The 20,168-nt window shown below is 45.7% G+C and carries 15 protein-coding genes and 1 pseudogene; 7 read left to right on the top strand and 9 right to left on the bottom strand.

Translation table 11 applies throughout. From position 1 onward, the window contains the following. Both B5F71_RS20335 and B5F71_RS13790 read left to right on the top strand, forming a co-directional pair. Positions 1-183 (top strand): hypothetical protein (locus B5F71_RS20335; protein ID WP_206423846.1); only part of this gene is annotated, 183 nt, incomplete at its 5' end. Between the two features lie 92 nt (positions 184-275). Then, a complete protein-coding gene (locus B5F71_RS13790) occupies positions 276-2,273 on the top strand; it encodes a fructose-1,6-bisphosphatase (RefSeq protein ID WP_087211328.1) in 1,998 nt (665 codons plus the stop codon). Positions 2,274-2,345: 72 nt separating this feature from the next. Here the strand turns inward: B5F71_RS13790 and panD are convergent, their stop codons facing one another. Both panD and panC read right to left on the bottom strand, forming a co-directional pair. Beyond that, the gene (panD, locus tag B5F71_RS13785; RefSeq protein WP_022038939.1) at positions 2,346-2,696 is read right to left on the bottom strand and encodes an aspartate 1-decarboxylase; all 351 of its coding nucleotides are present in this window, start codon (positions 2,694-2,696) and stop codon (positions 2,346-2,348) included. Between the two features lie 7 nt (positions 2,697-2,703). Continuing rightward, positions 2,704-3,549, bottom strand: a complete 846-nt coding sequence (gene panC, locus B5F71_RS13780) for a pantoate--beta-alanine ligase (protein ID WP_022038940.1) — start codon at positions 3,547-3,549, stop codon at positions 2,704-2,706. Positions 3,550-3,750: 201 nt separating this feature from the next. Between panC and B5F71_RS13775 the strand changes: the two genes are divergently transcribed. From B5F71_RS13775 to B5F71_RS13765, 3 genes are all read left to right on the top strand, one after another. Then, positions 3,751-4,572 (top strand): glycogen/starch synthase, encoded by an 822-nt coding sequence (locus tag B5F71_RS13775; RefSeq protein WP_022038941.1) that lies wholly within the window; start codon positions 3,751-3,753, stop codon positions 4,570-4,572. A gap of 30 nt (positions 4,573-4,602) precedes the next feature. Next, entirely contained in the window at positions 4,603-6,060 is a 1,458-nt protein-coding gene (locus B5F71_RS13770) for a DUF4270 domain-containing protein (protein ID WP_087211325.1), read from the top strand. A 114-nt stretch (positions 6,061-6,174) separates the two neighbouring features. Further along, on the top strand, positions 6,175-6,954 hold the full coding sequence (locus B5F71_RS13765; RefSeq protein WP_087211322.1) for a DnaJ domain-containing protein: 780 nt from the start codon (positions 6,175-6,177) through the stop codon (positions 6,952-6,954). Positions 6,955-7,006: 52 nt separating this feature from the next. Here the strand turns inward: B5F71_RS13765 and B5F71_RS13760 are convergent, their stop codons facing one another. From B5F71_RS13760 to pulA, 5 genes and pseudogenes are all read right to left on the bottom strand, one after another. Then, positions 7,007-8,137: a glutathionylspermidine synthase family protein gene (locus B5F71_RS13760; protein WP_087211319.1), complete on the bottom strand. Its 1,131-nt coding sequence runs from the start codon at positions 8,135-8,137 to the stop codon at positions 7,007-7,009. A gap of 12 nt (positions 8,138-8,149) precedes the next feature. Further along, positions 8,150-8,503 (bottom strand): hypothetical protein, encoded by a 354-nt coding sequence (locus tag B5F71_RS13755; protein WP_022038945.1) that lies wholly within the window; start codon positions 8,501-8,503, stop codon positions 8,150-8,152. A gap of 46 nt (positions 8,504-8,549) precedes the next feature. Further along, positions 8,550-9,587 carry a bifunctional oligoribonuclease/PAP phosphatase NrnA gene (locus B5F71_RS13750; protein ID WP_087211316.1) on the bottom strand — a complete coding sequence of 346 codons (1,038 nt, stop codon included), beginning with the start codon at positions 9,585-9,587 and terminating at the stop codon, positions 8,550-8,552. Between the two features lie 74 nt (positions 9,588-9,661). Then, positions 9,662-10,046, bottom strand: a pseudogene (locus B5F71_RS13745) (VOC family protein). 601 nt (positions 10,047-10,647) lie between these two features. Further along, a complete protein-coding gene (gene pulA, locus B5F71_RS13735; RefSeq protein WP_087211312.1) occupies positions 10,648-12,642 on the bottom strand; it encodes a type I pullulanase in 1,995 nt (664 codons plus the stop codon). Positions 12,643-13,051: 409 nt separating this feature from the next. Here pulA and B5F71_RS13730 point away from each other — a divergent pair, with 409 nt between their 5' ends. Together B5F71_RS13730 and B5F71_RS13725 are read left to right on the top strand one after the other, a co-directional pair. Further along, complete coding sequence (locus B5F71_RS13730) at positions 13,052-15,724, top strand: 4-alpha-glucanotransferase (RefSeq protein ID WP_087211310.1); 2,673 nt, start codon at positions 13,052-13,054, stop codon at positions 15,722-15,724. 91 nt (positions 15,725-15,815) lie between these two features. After that, positions 15,816-17,177, top strand: a complete 1,362-nt coding sequence (locus B5F71_RS13725) for an MFS transporter (RefSeq protein ID WP_087211308.1) — start codon at positions 15,816-15,818, stop codon at positions 17,175-17,177. 171 nt (positions 17,178-17,348) lie between these two features. Here the strand turns inward: B5F71_RS13725 and B5F71_RS13720 are convergent, their stop codons facing one another. Both B5F71_RS13720 and rpe read right to left on the bottom strand, forming a co-directional pair. Beyond that, the gene (locus B5F71_RS13720) at positions 17,349-19,202 is read right to left on the bottom strand and encodes a ComEC/Rec2 family competence protein (RefSeq protein ID WP_241148610.1); all 1,854 of its coding nucleotides are present in this window, start codon (positions 19,200-19,202) and stop codon (positions 17,349-17,351) included. A gap of 100 nt (positions 19,203-19,302) precedes the next feature. Then, positions 19,303-19,965: a ribulose-phosphate 3-epimerase gene (gene rpe / locus B5F71_RS13715; RefSeq protein WP_087211302.1), complete on the bottom strand. Its 663-nt coding sequence runs from the start codon at positions 19,963-19,965 to the stop codon at positions 19,303-19,305. Positions 19,966-20,168 lie beyond the last annotated feature (203 nt).

Raw genomic sequence — 20,168 nt, 5'->3', positions numbered from 1 at the left:
ATTTATCGTGCGATGATTTGGGATGAGTTTTTGAGGCATTTTTGCTTCTGTGATGAGGAAGATAGCGGGCTATCTGACGAAGAACAGGAGCGAAAAGGACCAAAAAATCACCCAAAGCACACACGAAAACGGATACATCAAGCCAAGAAAAACTTTTTGGAGAAATTCAAAACAGCTTCTTAACAATTACGACCGCTTTACCCGTTCTCCTTTAATTGCCAATTATTAATTATTAATTGTTAATTGCTGATTATCATTTTTAACCTGAAGAAGATATGAAATCCTACAACCAAATCACAACGGAGATGATACAACAAGACCTCCGATACCTGGAACTGCTTTCGCACAACTTCCCGACCATAGCCTCTGCCAGCACCGAAATCATCAACCTGGAGGCCATTCTGAACCTTCCCAAAGGTACGGAACACTTCCTTGCCGACTTGCACGGGGAATATGAAGCGTTCCAACACGTATTGCGGAATGCTTCGGGTGCCATCAAACGAAAAGTGAACGAAATCTTCGGCAATACGTTGCGCGAAATGGAAAAAAAAGAATTGTGCACACTTATCTATTATCCCGAACAGAAACTGCAACTGGTAAAGGAAGTGGAAACCGAACTGGAAGACTGGTACGTCATCACCCTGAACCAGCTGGTAAAGGTATGCCAGAATGTATCATCGAAATACACCCGCTCGAAAGTGCGCAAGGCCTTGCCCGAAGAATTTTCCTACATCATACAAGAATTGTTGCACGAAAGCAGCATGGACCCCAACAAGCAGGCATACATCAACGTCATCATCAGTACCATCATCGACACACACCGTGCCGATGACTTCATCGTGGCATTGAGCAACCTTATCCAACGGCTGACCATCGACTCGCTTCACATCCTAGGCGATATCTTCGACCGCGGACCAGGTCCGCACATCATCATGGATACCCTGTGCGACTATCACAACTTCGACATCCAATGGGGAAACCACGACATCTTGTGGATGGGCGCCGCATCGGGAAACGATTGCAACATCGCCAATGTACTCCGGCTCGCCATGCGTTATGGCAACCTCTCGGTGCTGGAAGACGGCTATGGCATCAACCTGTTGCCTCTCGCCACATTCGCCATGGATACTTATGCCGATGACCCTTGCTCGTTCTTCGAACCAAAGATTGACGATACCCTTAATACAGACAGTGCAAAAACCATCCGCCTGATAGCACAAATGCACAAGGCTATCAGCATCATCCAGTTCAAACTGGAAGCCGAAATCATCCGCCGCCGCCCGGAATTCAGGATGGAAGACCGCATGTTGCTGCACCACATCGACTTCGAGAAACACACCATCACACTTAACGGCAAAGAATATCTGCTACGCGATAGTTTCTTCCCTACCGTAGACCCATCAGACCCCTACCGGCTGACCGACGAGGAACGTGATGTGGTAGACAAGTTGCACAAATCATTTACAAGCAGCGAAAAACTACGCAAGCACATGAAATGCCTCTTCCGCTACGGATGCATGTACAACGTATGCAACTCGAACCTGCTGTTCCACGCTTCCATGCCGCTCAATGCCGACGGTACCTTGAAAGAAATCGACATTTTAGGTGAAAGCTACAAAGGACAGGCTCTCTTAAAACGTGTGGGACAACTGATACGTACCGCCTATTTCGATGAAAGCGAAAGCGAAGAAAAGGCATTCGCCCTGGATTACATCTGGTACCTGTGGTGCGGAAAAGACTCACCCGCCTTCGACAAAGACAAAATGGCCACCTTCGAACGATACTTTATCGAAGACAAGGAAACGCACGTGGAAACAAAAGGATATTATTACCAGTTACGCGACCGCGAAGATATCTGCGACATGATCCTGGACGAGTTCGGTGTGGAAGGCGAACACCGGCATATCATCAACGGACATGTACCGGTAAAAGCCGGAAAAGGTGAAAAACCCATCAAGGCGAACGGAAAACTGATGGTAATAGACGGAGGATTCTCGAAAGCCTACCAGCCTGAAACAGGTATTGCAGGCTATACCCTGGTGTACCACTCGCGCGGATTCCAACTGGTACAGCACGAACCGTTCACCTCCACCCAGCGAGCCATCGAAGAAGGACTTGACATTAAATCGACCACTCAAATCGTAGAAATGAGTGCCAAGCGGATGATGGTGAAAGACACCGACAAAGGAAAAGAATTAAGTATTCAGATAGAAGACCTTAAAAAGCTGCTGGTGGGATACCGCACCGGTATCATCAAAGAAAAGGCAGACTGAAACAAACAAGGGGATGCCGGAATAAAAACAAACACTATTCCGGCATCCCCCTTAATTATTAATTATTAATTGTCAAACAAGCTTGTTCGTCACCGTATCAGGGAAAATCACTGAGGGCTTGAAGTGTTTGGCTTCTTCAAAATCCATCAATGCATACGACATGATAATCACGGTATCGCCTACCTGGACTTTGCGGGCGGCTGCACCATTCAGACAAATGCACCCAGATCCGCGCTCACCTTTTATTATATAAGTCTCGAAACGCTCGCCGTTATTATTATCCACAATCTGCACCTTTTCGCCGGCTATCATATTGGCGGCATCCAGCAAATCCTCATCTACCGTAATACTGCCCATGTAATTCAGATTTGCCTCAGTAACACTTACACAGTGAATCTTCGACTTCAGTACTTGTATCATCATCACACGCTCACTCCTTATATTTAATGTTATCTATCAAACGTACATCCCCACAGAATACAGTAATACAACCTACAATGTAGCCGCTTTCGTCCCACGAACTTACAGGCTGCAAGGTATTCCCGTCTACAATTTCGAAATATTCCAGACGCAACCCTTCAGCATCTTCAATACCCTTTTCCACAAATGCTTTTGTTTCTGCCAGCGAATGCACCTTGGCATAATCTACACTGGCAAACAGGGTTTTCGATATCTGCAAAGCCTGCATACGCTGTTCTCCACTCAAACGGGCATTACGACTGCTCAATGCCAGCCCATCGGCCTCACGTACGATGGGACAACCCACAATCTGCAACGAAAAAGGATACTTACGTACCATTTCACGGATGATGGCAAGCTGCTGGAAATCTTTTTCACCAAAATAGGCACGCGTAGGCTCTACAATCAGGAAAAGCTTGCTCACAATCTGGCATACACCGTTAAAATGTCCCGGACGATATTTGCCCTCCATCACCGTATCCAGCGGAGCATAACTGAACGTACGTGTGTCCGGTTCGGGATAAATCTCTTCTACCGAAGGTGCGAATACGAACGTGACGCCACACGCTTCCAAAAGCCGGCAATCGGCATCCAGCGTACGCGGATACTTCGCCAAATCATTCTTATCATTAAACTGGGTGGGATTGACAAAATCGCTGACCACCACTACATCATTCTCGGCAACGGCGCGTTTCACCAATGAAGCGTGACCGGCATGCAAAGCTCCCATTGTGGGAACCAGACCAATGGTTTTCCCTTCGCCCCGAAGTACATCCAACTTCGCACGAAGCTCATGAATAGTTTGAATTAATTCCATTTTTCTGATAATTAAACCCAATGTTTTTCTAAAAACAGGTGCAAAGTAACCACATTTTTACCAAATAATAAAGCAGTTTTTACAAAAAAGCACCATCCACAGACAGATTAACAAACTATAAGGTAAATAACGTGCACAAATTAACAAAGTGGTCTGATTTTTTTGTACCTTTGCACAACCTTTATGAGCAATAGTAGAAACATGAGTGCAAAAAAAGTATTATTCATTACACAAGAAATTACTCCTTACGTACCCGAAAGTGAACTATCGTTAATCGGTCAGAATCTTCCCCAAGCTATTCAAGACAAAGGCTGGGAAATCCGGACATTCATGCCCAAATGGGGCAATGTCAACGAACGGCGTAACCAACTGCATGAAGTCATACGCCTGTCCGGCATGAACATTATCATCGATGATACAGACCATCCTTTAATCATCAAAGTAGCTTCTATACAAGCTGCACGCCGCCAGGTCTATTTCATCGACAATGACGACTATTTCCAACACCGGCTGATGACAACCGATGAAGAAGGAAAAGAATATGAAGACAATGGCGAACGAGCCATCTTCTATGCCCGGGGTGTATTGGAAACCGTAAAAAAATTACGCTGGTGTCCCGACATCATCCATTGTCACGGATGGATGAGCGCCGTGGTTCCGCTCTTCATCAAAAAAGCATACTACGACGAGCCTTCCTTTAGAGATTCTAAAGTGGTATTCTCGGTGTACGGCAACGGATTCCAGTCAAACCTGAACCCGGACTTCACCAAACAAGTAATCTACAGAGAAATCACTCCCGATGATGTTAAGATGGTACAAAATCCTGTCGATTATGAAGAGTTATGCAAACTTGCTATCACTTATTCGGACGGCGTAGTGCAAAACAGCGAAAAGGTAAACCCTGCCATCATGGATTACGCACGCAGCTTGAATCTTCCTACCATAGATTACCAAGCCGATGAAAATACGTATGCAGACGCCTGCGATGCACTCTATAAAAAGGTGCTTGGCGACGCCGAATAAGACGAACTTATAACAATTAATCAGAAAACAATGAAACTTAAGTTCTGGGCGGCAATAGGACTACTGACAGCCGCTACACTCTACAGCTGTGATGATGAAACAACGGGAATCGGACAATTTGTCGCTGATGAAGACTTTATCCTTGCCAAATCCGATTCATATACAGTATCTACAGAATCGTATTTGCTGGACTCGGTATATTCCCGTTCAAATACAGCCTATCTGGGCAAGTTTACCGATGAAGGATATGGCACATTTACGTCCGACTTCCTCGTACAGATAAACTGTCCCGAAAACTTCCAGCTTCCCGACCGCCTGCAAAGCATCGACGAAGCAACGCTGGGACTTTACTACACCAGCTATTTCGGTGATTCTCTGGCTACCTTACGTGTACAGGTCGACACCCTTACCACAGCCATTCAAGACAACGGACTGGACAAGAACCTCTATTATACCAACCTGGATCCCACACGTTTCTATAACCCGCAGAGTCTTCCGTTAGCTACGAAAGATTATACAGCATACGACAAAACCGTCAGTGACTCACTTTACAACACCAGCGACTATTACCCGCATGTGTCCATTGACTTGGGAAAAGCATTCTGTGACAATTTCAAAAGCAAATACGACTATAGCGTAGAAGAAAACGGCGTTACCGTACATCCTTATTTCAAAGATGCAGAATCTTTTATCAACAACGTCTTGAAAGGATTTTATGTACACGTAACAAACGGTGAAGGTTCCGTCCTTTATATTTCAGATATTTACCTGCACCTGACGGTTTCTTATCTAGGCAGGAACTCGGCCGATACCGCCGACTCTTTATATACGGGCGTTGTGCCGATGACGGCAACAAAGGAAGTCTTCATGTCTACCCGTTTCCAAAACTCAGGACTGCAAAATCTGGTGGAAGACCCTACACGCACGTATCTGAAGACACCTGCCGGGCTATGCACCAAAGTAACACTTCCTCTGGAAACAATCTACGAAGATCACAAGAGCGATACATTGAATTCTATTTCACTCTCGTTCGAGAAAATGAGAGACCAGAGCAGCAGTCCATATAAAATGGGAACCCCGACCACCCTGCTGATGATAAGGGCAAAAGACATGAAAAGCTTCTTCGAAAACAACGAAGTAAATGACAATCGTACATCGTTCCTTTCCACATATAGCAGTACAAACAATGCTTACTCTTTCTCACAACTGAACCGGTTGATAGCGAATATCTTCAGCGAAATCAGACCGGAAATAGAAAAAGGTGAAACCGAATGGGAACAGTGGAAAGCCGATAACCCGGACTGGGACAAAGTATTACTGATACCAGTAAGTACGGAAACCGATGCCAATAGCAATGTCATTGGTGTAGACAATGACTTGAGCGTCAATTCGGCCATGCTGATAGGAGGAAAAGACCTCAACGAATCGACCGATGAAGACCAGAAAATTCAAATGAACATTATCTATACACAACCCCAACAAAAGTAATTTCCCGAAAACACACAAAGACGCAAAAAACACGGAGATGCATACACAAACAAACAATAAATGACTCTCTGTGCTTTTTGCGTCTTTTGCTTTCGGCATAAAAACAACACGACTATGAAATTAGGAAAATGGATTGGCGGCATCATGGGATTCATCGCCATGGGAGGACCGCTCGGAGCTTTGGCTGGATACGTGCTGGGCTCCCTATTTGACAAGGCGACCGAGGCTCAAAACTCTTTTGACACGACAAACGGTGATACACAAACCAATACCGGACAACGGAACAGCTTCTTATTCTCTATGCTTGTCATGGCCTCGTACATCATCCGCGCAGACGGAAGAATCATGCATAGCGAAATGGAATTCGTACGCCGCTTCCTGCGTACCAATTTCGGTGAAGAAGCTGTAAACGAAGGACAACAAATCCTACTTAACCTCTTCGAGGAGCAAAAACGGATGGACGCTACAAACCCATATGCCTTCCGCAATACCATACACGAATGTGGCGCACAAATCGCCGCCAATCTCTCCTATGGAGAACGCCTGCAACTGCTGGACTTTCTGGTGAAGATTTCACAGAGCGACGGTAAAGTATGTGAAAAAGAAATTGAAGCCCTGAAAGAAGTGGCACAAGCCATGCAACTCTCAGAAAAGGAAGTAGAATCGATGTTAAACCTGGGAGGTGACTCGCTGGCAGATGCCTACAAGGTATTGGAAATCGACCCCTCGGCAACTGATGACGAAGTGCGTACCGCCTACCGCCGTCTTGCCTTGAAGCATCATCCCGACCGTGTAGCTACCCTTGGCGAAGACATTCGTAAAGCTGCCGAAGAAAAATTCCAGAACATCAATAATGCCAAGGAACGCATCTACAAGGCAAGAGGGATGAAATAACAATAATTAAGAAACAGTTTCTAATAAAACCAACCAGGAGTTGGCCTATTAATTAATTATTAACTATTACATGTGGCACGAACTCCGACAGGTTATCGGTTATCTCCATACGGTTTTCACGGATGCCGATACCTGCCGGCTCTCCACCCACAATCCACGAGCCGATTACCGGATAGCGCCCGCCATATACCGTAGGCCTCACATATCCCTGATAAACATAAGCACCCTGATTATAATCACCCTCTGTCTCGCGAAGCAAAGGACGCTCCTCCCAGTTCCGTATCTCAACCACGCTTACATTATGCCCCTCGCGCGAAAAGACCGGCTTCTTACAATACACCCCCTCCTGGGGACGTGAAAGAAAACAAGGTAATACATAAGGCGAATCGGGAAACAACTCGAATATTTTTGTCAGAATGGCTTTGTTCGACATCACCAGTTTCCATATCGGCTCCAGCCATGTCAACGAAGCCAGACACCCGTCCGGACTTTCATCTGCCATCCACTCCCATGGGTATAACTTGAAGCAATGCTCAATGCGTTCCCCACTTGGGTCATAAAAACAACCGTCCTGCAAATCCATATCATTGATATCAAGCACACGGGTAGAATAGCCAGCCTCCATAGCCGTACTTGCCAAGTATTGCAGTGTCCCCGAATCTTCATGATTGTCGAGCACACCGGCAAAATGCAAGTTGCTTCCTGATGCGAAAATATCTTTCCACGACTGTACCAGACCTTCGTGAATGCCATTGTATTGGTCGCAATCCGGAAAAACATCTTCTTTCCATTGCCACTGGATCACGGAAGCCTCCAGCAACGAAGTAGGTGTATCAGCGTTGAATTCCAATATACGTGGTGTCCCCTTTTCATCCAGCATAAAGTCGAAACGTCCATATAAGCTCAGTTCATCCGCATTCCACGACTCCCGGATACGTTGACAAATCTCCGGCGGAAGCTGCAAGAAACGCTCCATCCATTCCGGTTCTTTTTCAATGATGTATCCTGCTGCCTCACAATACATACGATAAGCTTCTGCCGTAGCTTCCTCCAGCCGGCCGATTTCGTCCGATGTAAATTGGTAATAAGCCTCCTCACGCCAATAATCGCCGTGGAAATCAAATCCCAATGCCTCTATCTTTTCACGATAATCTGTTCGGGGGGTAACATATTTCCTTTCCATATAGCCTCATCTTTATGCATGAACACCCGAAGAACGGTGTGACGAACCGAACACACGGCCACTCGATTTCGACTTGCTTCCAGCAGGAGAGCTTACTTTCACTCCCGAAGGTGCATTGACCCGCGTACCATTAGCGTCTGTCCACGAACCCGTGTTCGGATAATAATAATGTGTCGTAGTCAACCCGTTCATCGCCGAAGGCATTAATGCCCAGCGCATCAGCATCGCGTTGTATATCCAACTGTTGCCTTGGCTGTCACGATATTCTTCCTTGTCTTTCGGGTCTTCGGGCAATTCAGTCTTTTGGGTACATGCAGCAAGCGTCATCAGACACATTGCCGCCATCAGGTAATGCCGTTTGTTCATATAGCTGCTCTTATTTAATGTTATACGGTACAAATATAACACAAATTCAATTCTTCAGCAACAAATCTTCATATTTCACCAATGCCTGCTTGAAAAGTTGGACAGCATCTGCCATCGTGCCATAAAACTCACCACCGGAAGCATTCAGGTGTCCCCCTCCATTGAAAAACTCGGCCGCCACCTTATTACAAGGGAAATTCCCTACCGAACGGAGCGAAATCTTAATCATATCTTTTTCAGTATCCTCACGGAGGAAAGCCGAAAAACAAATATTCTTTATCTGTAACGGAATATTGACGAATCCTTCCGTATCCCCCTTCACATAATGAAATTTGCCCTGCTCGCCCTTGGTCAGTGTTATCAGGGCAGAACGGAACTGAGGAAACACCTGCATCTTGTCATACAGCACATAACCCATCAGCCGCAAGCGGTCTTCAGAATAAGTGTTGAACACCTTGCGGTAGATTTCATCCTTATCAATGCCTTTCGAAAGCAACTCGCTGATGATAAAATAGATTTCCTGATTATTTGAATTGTATGTGAAACCGCCCGTGTCGGTCATCATCCCCGTGTAGATACATTCGGCACATTCCTTGGTAATGTCTTCAAAACAGCCCATCCGGCAAATCAGGCGGAACACCAGTTCAGAAGTAGAAGAGATTTCGGGATGTGAAATGACAATTTGGCAAAAGGTCTCCGGATTCAAATGATGGTCTATCAGAATTTTCTTCCCTTGCGCTGCCGCCACCGGACTTGCTAATGCATCAATACGCGAAAGAGCATTGAAATCCAGACAACAAACCACATCCGCTTCGGCAACCAACTTGTCGGCAAATTCAGCATATTTATCATAACGGAGTACGTCCTTGGCTCCCGGCATCCATCTCAGAAAATCCGGAAATGCATTCGGCACAATGACCCGAACCTCCTTCCCTTGTGTCTCCAGAAAATGAAGCAATCCCAGTGAAGAACCGATAGCATCCCCATCGGGCGACACATGGGAAACAATCACTATTTTATCGGCAGCCTCGAAACACTTGGCAACCTTATCGATATTGGCTTGAAGAATGATTTTAGATAACATACCTTTATTATTTGAAATTGAGGGTACAAAGATAGGGATAAATTGAAAATATCAGGATTCCCCAAGCCAAAAATTCATTCGGTTATCTCAATCAGATTGCCTTCCGGGCCCTCAATACAACTCTCATAATAGCCGTCACCTGTAATACGCGGACCGCTTACCACCCGATAACCATTGTCATAAAGAAGTCCGGTCAACCGATCCACTTCCGATTGGCTTCCCACAGCGAAAGACAAATGAATGTACCCGGCGCGGAACATATCTTTCGGCTCATCTTTCATGTCGGGACGCGACATGATTTCCAGCCTTGCCCCATCGCCAAAGGACAAGATATACGTACGTAACCCCGTCCGCAGATTATGATACATCTCATTGGAAACCGCCCCGAAGTAGCGGAAAAAAAAACGCCTTCACTTCTTCCAACTCATTTACATACAAAGCAATATGGTCTATTCTCATCATACAAATCCTACTATAAAGAAATACTATTTCATCAAACTGCAATCCTCATCGAAAAAAGGCCACAGGGTTAACCCTGTGCATGAATAGTAATAATACGAGTCAACCCGTACTACGAATAAGGCTTAAAGCAGTCAACCTTTTCTACAAAACTACACTATATTTTATATTCCACCAGCCGGAACGTATATTCCATGGGCTGGAATGTATATTCCACGGGCTGGAACGTATATTCCACGGGCTGGAATATAAAACCTATTACGCTTATAAACCGATTCTATCTATGATAGTAGAAAAAATCGGTTTGTGAAAATATGAATGGGACACAGAGACACGAAGGCACAGTGTTTTATTTTTTTGACCTCTATGAGCCTGTTTAAATTTTGCTCAGGTTAATTTTGCGAATTGTTTTCGAGAATGTTTTTCTGATTTTATGAAGAGGATAGCGGGCTATCTGACGAATAAAATCGGAAAAACAGACCGGAAACAAACGCAAAAGAACCTGATAGAATATTACTTTATTGGAAAATTTAAACAGGCTCTATATTTATTCCTCCGTGTCTCTGCGCCTCTGTGTTCGGTATAAAAATCATACAGATGACTAACGATGCAGAATCAACGCCGAACGTGCGCCTACGCTCACCTTTCCTCCTTGCAACGTGCCCAATCCGGCATCTGGAGCAATCCGTCCGTCACGGCATACTACCTGCCAAACACCTGCCGGCAATTCTACAGACGTAGCATGGTCGCGCGCATTCAGTATCACCGTTATATCCGTCCACGCATCTCCATTAGGCTGTCCTTTCAAGCGGAACGCAACCACATTATCTTCAGTTGCAGGTAAGAACTCCAGATATTTACGTACCGAATCGGCATCCCCCATACGGAAAGCCGGATGAGCACGCCGCATTGCGATAAGTCCGCTTACATAATCGAACAAGTCTCGGTTTTGTTTTTTAAGTTCCCAATGAATGGCATTGATTTCATCCGGACTATTGAATGAATTATGAACACCCTGCTTGTCGCGCATCACTTCATCGCCCGCAAAGATAAACGGCACGCCTTGAGAAGTCAATACAGCTGTCAATGCCAACTTATGCAAATCTTTACGCACATTTACCGAAGCCTGTGGCATAGTAGCCTTCAGCCTGTCTGCCAAGCACATATCATCGTGACAACTTACATAACTGATAAATTGTGTAGGCTGTAATGCCCAGAATTTAGGCACTTTATGAGCCCCTTCGCCATTGACTTGCGGATGCTCGATGCCGCCTGCAATACCGAAACGAATACCAGCCTCATGCCCTTTCAATCCGGCAAGGAAAGCACCTTGGGCATCATTGCCGAAAGGTCCGCGCAAGCTATCACGGAACTCATCGCTAAATGCGGCGATGCGGGACAAGCGGTCAATATTGTTTTTCATCGCCAACGAATCCATCGGCAATTGAGGCGCACCTGCAGCCCAACCTTCTCCATATATATAAATAGTAGGGTCTATTTCGTCTACAGCTTTACGGATGGCACGCATGGTTTCCAAATCGTGAATGCCCATCAGGTCGAAGCGGAAACCATCGACATGATATTCGTTCACCCAGTATTTCACACTTTCCACCATATATTTACGCACCATGGCACGCTCAGACGCTGTCTCATTACCACACCCCGAAGCATTGGCAAAATTCCCTTCCGGTGTCTGACGATAAAAATAACCGGGAACGGTACGCTCGAAATTGCTCCCTTCGGTCACTGCCGTATGATTATACACCACATCCATCACCACACGGATACCTGCCTGATGCAGTGCCATCACCATTTGTTTAAATTCACGGATACGAACCTCCGGAGCATACGGGTCGGTCGAATAAGAACCATCTGGCACATTATAATTCTTCGGGTCATATCCCCAATTGTACTGAGGAGTATCCAGCTTCGTTTCGTCCACTGATGAATAATCAAACGAAGGCAAAATATGAACATGTGTTACACCCAGCTCTTTCAGATGGTCGATGCCTGTTTTCTGCCCGCGAGCCGTTTTTGTCCCATTCTCCGTCAGAGCCAAAAACTTGCCTCGGTGGTCGATTCCCGATAAAGAATCGATGGAAAAATCCCGGTGATGCATCTCATAAAGAACTATGTCGGCAAAGCTTTTCAGTTCGGGACGCACGTCTTTGTCCCAACCTTCAGGGTCAGTCGCATTCAGATCGATGACAGCGGCCCGGTCTCCATTCACGCCAACTGCCTTCGCCCATACTCCCGGCGTATCGCCCAACCATACCCCTTTTACCTTTACATCGAACGTATAAAACTGACCGTTCAAGTCTTCAGATACCTCGGCACGCCATAAACCATTTTCGGCTGCCTTCATCGCCACCGTACGCGTAGGCTGCCCTCCCTGACCTTCGGCATACAGCTTCAGGTTCACTTCTTCTGCTGTAGGCGCCCACAGTGCAAACCGGGTTTCCTGCGGTGAATAAACCATCTCTTCCCAGTCACCTTTCACGACCGGATAATCAGCAAACGATTCATAATCGTTTTTTACGGACTGGCAACCCATAGCCGCCAATACCGGCAAAATCAGCAAGTGTCTTAACTTCATGGATTATTTTTATTAAGTTAGATAATGAATTTGTAGCTAAAGATACACCTTTTCATTACATGAGAAAAACCGATAGAAAAAATATAGAACTTTAACGTAGTTTTATCAAGTTGGTTATTAGGCATTTTCATCATTCCGCATGAGGTATTTATAGAAGCATTCACTTTTATTTCATACCGGTTTTCTCCCGATACAAACAAAAGAAACCACTAAAACTTACCTTACTAAAACAGGAAAAGCAACTACAGCTTTTTTATATTTTTATTATCCAAAATCGCGTCTACAAATATCTGAGACCGCTATTTCCACTTAATTTAATTTATATTTTCATTATTCGAAGGGTGGTTTCCGTCCAGTCTCCCTATCTTTGTGAGATAATTCTTAAATCACTCTAATACCAAGATAACGTATGACAATTATTTTTCGAATTCAGTATCACACGAACTGGGGTGAAAACCTCCGCGTTCTTATAGACGAAAAGACCACTGTAGAACTGACCACTGTAGACGGTTATTGTTGGCAAGGACAAACCGATTACCTGCCCGATACACCCGTCCCACTCGTCACTTACCGTTATGAAGTATGGCAAGACAACTGCCGCATCCGACGTGAATGGGGTATCCTGCCACACATTTTATATATAACCGACACACAAGAACGTCATTATCTGGTGCAAGATACGTGGCGAGACCTGCCTGCCGCTTCTTATCGGTTCAGTTCTGCATTTTGTGGTGAAAATGTTTCACAACGCATCGAAACACTCCCGACACCCGGAAACGATACAGCCATCGTCATCCGTGCCTTATGCCCGTCGAATGGGAAAAGCACGCGCATATTAGGCATCACCGGTAACTGCAAGACATTAGGCAACTGGGGCGAAACAGCTCCCCTCCGCATGCACGAAGTAAAGCCTAATGAATGGCAAGTAGCAATAGATGCTACCATATTGCCCCCTGACTTCACATATAAGTATGTCACCCTCTCTCCTGAAGACGGTAGCATAACCGAATGGGAAGCACACGAAAACCGCAGCATCACACCTCCGTCGCTCCAGCCTGGTGAGACCTATGTCACTCCCGAAGAAGAAGTATTCTTCGCCAGCGAAAGCTACAAGATAGCCGGATGTGCCATTCCTGTATTCTCGCTCCGCTCTGAAGGCAGCTATGGCGTGGGCGACTTTGGTGACCTGAAAAGTTTCATCCGCTGGGCTGCACACACACACCAGCGTGCCGTACAGGTCCTCCCCATCAACGACACGACAATGACCGGTACATGGACCGACTCGTATCCATACAGTAGCATTTCCATCTATGCTTTCCATCCGATGTATGTCGATTTACGGCAACTTCCAGCCTTGAATGACCAGGCATCTGCCATCACATTCGAACAGAAGCGCAACGAACTGAACGCTTTGCCACAAGTAGACTACGAAGCTGTGAACCAGTGGAAACGAGCTTACCTAAAAGCTATTTTCCAACAGGAACAAGATACAGTACTTAACTCGAACGGATTCTGCGAATTCTATCGTGAGAACGCCGAATGGCTACGCCCGTATGCAGCATTCTGTTACCTGCGCGACAAGTTCCAGACACCTGACTTCCACCAATGGCAAGATTACAGCACTTACCATCCGGAAACAGCCGAACAACTGTGCACACCTGACAACGAAGCCTATCCCGAAACCATGTTCCACTGCTACGTGCAGTACCTGCTTCATGTCCAACTGCTGGATGCCTGCAACTACGGACGTAAACTAGGCGTCATCGTCAAAGGCGACATCCCCATCGGTATCAGCCGCACCAGCGTAGAAGCATGGGTAGAACCTTATTATTTCAACATGAACGGACAGGCCGGTGCACCGCCCGATGCGTTTTCTACCAAAGGACAAAACTGGGGCATGCCAACCTATAATTGGAAGGTAATGGAAAAAGACAATTACCAGTGGTGGCAACGCCGTTTCCGTAAAATGGCAAATTACTTCACCGCTTACCGCATCGACCATATCCTGGGTTTCTTCCGCATTTGGGAAATTCCTATCCACTCTGTTCATGGACTGCTGGGACAGTTCGTTCCATCGCTCCCGATGAGCGTGGAAGAGATAGAAAGTTATGGACTGCATTTCCAGAAAGATTTCATGACCCGTCCTTTCATCAACGACCACATGCTGGACGAAATGTTCGGAACACGCAGTCAGGAAGTGCGCGACACCTTTGTGCGCCATGAACACCACGACATCTACTCGATGCGCCCCGAATTTGACACCCAACGGAAAATAGAAGCATACTTTGCCGGACGCACAGACACCGAAAGTATCAACCTGAAAGAAGGACTGTATGCACTGGTAAGCAATGTTCTGTTCATCCCCGACCGTGACAACTCCACAATGTACCATCCACGCATTGCTGTGCAGAACGATTACATCTACCGCCAACTGACCGGACAGGAACAGGATGCTTTCAACCGATTGTATAATGATTATTATTACCGCCGCCACAATGAATTCTGGTATCACGAGGCAATGAAAAAGCTACCTATCCTCACACAAGCCACCTCGATGCTGGTATGCGGCGAAGACTTGGGAATGGTGCCCGACTGCGTACCCTGGGTAATGGAACAACTGCAAATCCTTTCGCTCGAAATCCAACGCATGCCGAAAAACCCGCAAGATGAGTTCGGACACGTACACTCCTATCCGTTCCGCTCGGTATGTACCATTGGTACACATGACATGTCTACCTTCCGGGGTTGGTGGGAAGAAGACCGAAACGTAGCTGCCAGATTCTTCTATCACGAACTGGGACACTGGGGAAATTTGCCTGAACATGCTCCGGGATGGCTGTGCGAGGATGTTGTGCGCCGTCACCTATACAGCCCATCAATGCTCTGCATCCTGACATGGCAGGACTGGCTGGCAATGGATGAACAATTGCGCAACCCTGATGTAACCATCGAACGCATCAACGTGCCCGCCAACCCGAAACACTACTGGCGTTGGCGTATGCATCTCACACTGGAAAATCTGATTAAACAAGATGCCTTCAATGACAAAATACGCCGGATGATAGACGAAAGCGGAAGATAAAAATAATTACGCGACTGCACGGACGATTGTAGGTCGTCCGTGCAGTCGCGTGCTATTCGAAACAATAAGATTATAAAAACACTCATAAACCATGAAAGAAATACCTAACCTTAGTTTCTGGAAACTGTGGAACATCAGTTTCGGCTTTTTCGGCGTACAGATAGCCTACGCCCTGCAAAGCGCCAACATTAGCCGCATCTTCTCCACGCTGGGTGCCGACCCTCACAGCTTGAGTTACTTCTGGATACTACCTCCCCTAATGGGAATCATCGTACAGCCGCTCATCGGAGTGTTCAGCGACCGTACATGGTGCCGTTTCGGCAGGCGCATCCCTTATTTGTTCATCGGAGCCATCATCGCCGTATTGGTAATGTGTATGCTACCCAATGCCGGGAGCTTCGGTATGACCGTATCGGCAGCTATGGTTTTCGGTCTGTTCTCACTGATGTTGCTCGACACCTCCATCAACATCGCCATGCAACCGTTCAAAATGATGGTAGGTGACATGGTAAACGAGAAACAAAAGGGACTTGCCTATTCCATACAAAGTTTCCTCTGCAATGCCGGAAGCCTTGCAGGCTACCTCTTTCCCTTTATTTTCGCTACTCTTGGCATCAGCAATATCGCTCCCAAAGGTGTTATCCCCGACTCGGTCATCTACTCATTCTACGTAGGCGCCACCATCTTAATCCTATGTGTTATCTACACCACCGTGAAAGTGAAAGAATATCCACCGCAACTCTATGCCGAATACCATGGCATTGCCACTAGCGGAGAAGAAGAAAAAACAAATGTGTTCCGCCTGCTGGTCAAAGCACCGAAAGCTTTCTGGACGGTAGGGCTGGTACAGTTCTTCTGCTGGGCAGCATTCATGTTCATGTGGACATACACTAACGGAACGGTAGCCGCCAACGTATTCGACACACCTTCTGTCGAAATCGTGAAAGACGGAATAACCTCGCTGGTACTCGATACACAATCGAAACAATACCAAAATGCAGGCGACTGGGTGGGTATTTTATTTGCCGTACAGGCCATCGGTTCGGTTATATGGGCGGTAATCCTGCCTTCATTCAAGAGCCGCAAGCTAGTTTATTCCTTGAGTCTGGTACTGGGAGGCATCGGCTTTGTGTCTACCTTCTTCATCCACGATCAATACCTGCTGTTTGTTGCATTCCTGCTGATAGGTTGCGCTTGGGCTGCCATGCTGGCTCTTCCGTTCACCATCCTGACCAACTCACTATCGGGCGGCCACATGGGAACATATTTGGGACTTTTCAATGGAACCATCTGCATCCCACAAATTGTAGCAGCCGCTACAGGAGGACAAATACTTCATTTATTCACCCGTGAAGGCAATGTTCCTCCCGAAGTAAATATGCTGGTACTGGCTGGCATATTGCTCTTTGCCGGTGCTTGCTGTGTGGGATTCATCAAAGAAAAGAAAGCGTGAACAAAAGATAGAATTCATAGCAAGACGCAGCCGGTTGCGGAAGCCCGCGGATATAGGTGCGTCGGCAAACTCATATAAGTCCATCCGCTGTAAGATTAATAATCTTCAGGCTGTAAGATTATTAATCTTACAAGCGGAAGATTATTAATCTTACACCAGACGAAGTTATCTTCACTTTATCAATACAGCATACGAACCCTTTTCTGTCATATCCACACAAGCTATCCCTAATGATTCACATTCGTCCCTCAATCGTTTTTTATACGATTCATTCAATGCATTATCAAACACAACCTTCCTCAACTGGAAAAGAGCAGTCAAATCCTCCATATCTCCTTTAAATCCTTTACATATATAAATATAGTCAAGCGGAAGCCGTTCCGTTACTTCTTTGTCTTTCCAGCGTGCATCATTAGCCAGTGCTACCCGTAATGTTTTTATTTGACAGATACCATTCTTTGCAAATAATTGCACGACATTGCGCTCGCGCTTTGTATAGATACCAGAACGAGAAAAATAAAGATAATCCTCTGTCGGAACCAGACGGTCAACAAGAAATGTAACCATTAAAACATCCAAACAACACAAAACTGCAATCAGTTTCCGGGCAGACCTACGGGAAACATACAATAAAGCTGCCACTATACACAAAGCCAACAGCCACGCCTGCAACGGAGAAAAATAAACAGACGTAATTTGAGACCCAGACAACCCCTGTACCCACTCCATTATCCCATTCAATACTTGCACTGACAAAGACAATCCTTTCACCAGCCAAGATATCGCTCCGCATACCAAACAGATTAGCGTCAATGCTAAAATAACAACAGATAAAGGAGTCACAACCAGATTGGCAAGTAAAAAATAAGTAGGAAATGTACCGAAATAACACAAGATAAAAGGAAGTGTCCCCAGCTGGGCTGCAAACGATATTGCCAAAGATTGCCAAAGATAATTGAGTACCCACCAACGACTATGCAACAGCCTTTCCACCAACGGATAAATAACCAGCAAAGACAATACGGCCACAAAAGACAACTGAAAACTGACATCAAACAGATACATCGGCTGATAAAGCAACATCAAAAAAGCAGCCAACGAAACGGATGAGACACCTGCGAACCTACTTTCTGTAAATACGGCAGCCACCACACACAAAGTATACATGACCACCGCACGAATCACCGAAGGACTTAAACCTGAAAGAAAAGCAAAGCTCCATAAAAAAATTACAACCAAAATACTTAAGAGCCATTTTCCACCACGTACATATCGCAAAGGATAAAGTATCCACGACACAATGAAAGCCAATAGAACAATATGCATTCCAGACAATGCCAATATGTGACTGGTTCCTGCAGCCGTATACGAATCTTTCAATTCTTGTGTCAACTCGCTCTTATCCCCTACCGTAAGTGCCGAAACCACAGCAAGAACTTCTCCTTCCAACCCCCACGACTGGAAAATACGAACAATCTGCTCACGATAAAGCAGAGCACGCTGCCGGAAAGAAAGACTTGTATGGCTCTTCAGTTTCTGCCAGTCTCCGGCAAAGGCTACCGCAGTACCTGCGATACCTTGACGCTCCAGATACAATCCATAATCAAAACCGGAAAGTTCAACATCCGAAACCGGACGACTGATACGTGAACGAAAGACCAAACGATCACCGCATGACAATACACCTTGAATAGAATCCGGCATCCAGTATAACACAATTTTCCGGTCCACAGCCTGCCAGCACTGTGCCGAATCGACTTTCATACATTCTACTTGCACCACTGCCTGCATGGTTTTCGGCTTATGATGAGGAACATCCATGATTGTACCGATGTAAACAACCGGTTTTTTTACCCATGCATAACGAATCGCCTCCCGCTCTGATAAAAACAAGACTGCCCCTAATAAAGCGACATTCACATAAACCACTATCCCGAAAAGCATCCGCCACCGGTAAACTTTCAAAGGATAGCATGCCAAAGCAATTACAAAAGTACATCCCCATGCTATCTCCAGCTCTGACACACATGTGATTTCCGAAAAGAAAAATCCGGAAACAAAAATTCCGGTTGCCAAAGCAAGAGTCAACCGGAACAACGGGTAAGCAGTCAAACGGTCAAGCACATCAATGAGCCAATGATTTCAGTTGATGCACCATTTCTCCAAAATCGGGTGCCTTAAACACCGTACTTCCTGTCACCAACACATCTACTCCCGCTTCTACCAGCCGGGCACCTGTTTCCAAGTTTACTCCTCCATCCACTTCTATCAACACATCAGCCTGCTTTCGGTCAATCAATGAACGTAAGGCACGTACTTTATTTATGGTATTTTCAATAAACTTCTGTCCACCAAATCCAGGATTTACACTCATCAGCAGTACCATGTCCACATCATTGATAATGTCTTCCAACATTGATACCGGGGTGGATGGATTCAGTGTCACACCAGCCTTCATACCGGCATCTTTTATCTGTTGTATTACCCGATGCAAGTGCACACAAGCCTCGTAATGCACATTCATCATCATTGTCCCCAACTCTTTCACTTCACGGAGAAACTTCTCGGGCTGCACAATCATCAGATGTACATCCAATGGCTTCTGTGAAAGTTTCGCCACATATTTCAATACGGGAAATCCAAAAGAAATGTTCGGTACAAACACACCGTCCATGATATCAATATGCAACCAGTCGGCATCACTCTGATTTACCTTCTCAAGTTCTAGTTCCAGATTGCTGAAATCGGCAGCAAGCAGGGAAGGAGATATTTTCAAGTCTGTTTTCATACGTCTTAGTTATTAATGAATAACAAACATACGTAAATTTATTCAGATATCCTGCTGTTTTTAAGAAAAATTGTGCAAAACAAACTCACAAACTCACGGCAGAGTCAACCAGCGAGTGCAACATTACGAAATATTTTTGAAAAAGACCTCAGCCGGAGTCAAGAAATTGAGTTTTTCTCTCGGTCTGGCATTAATTTTCTTCC

The sequence above is a fragment of the Bacteroides sp. An269 genome (assembly GCF_002159755.1).
Classification (GTDB): domain Bacteria; phylum Bacteroidota; class Bacteroidia; order Bacteroidales; family Bacteroidaceae; genus Phocaeicola; species Phocaeicola intestinalis.
This window is presented reverse-complemented; position numbering and strand designations above follow the sequence as displayed.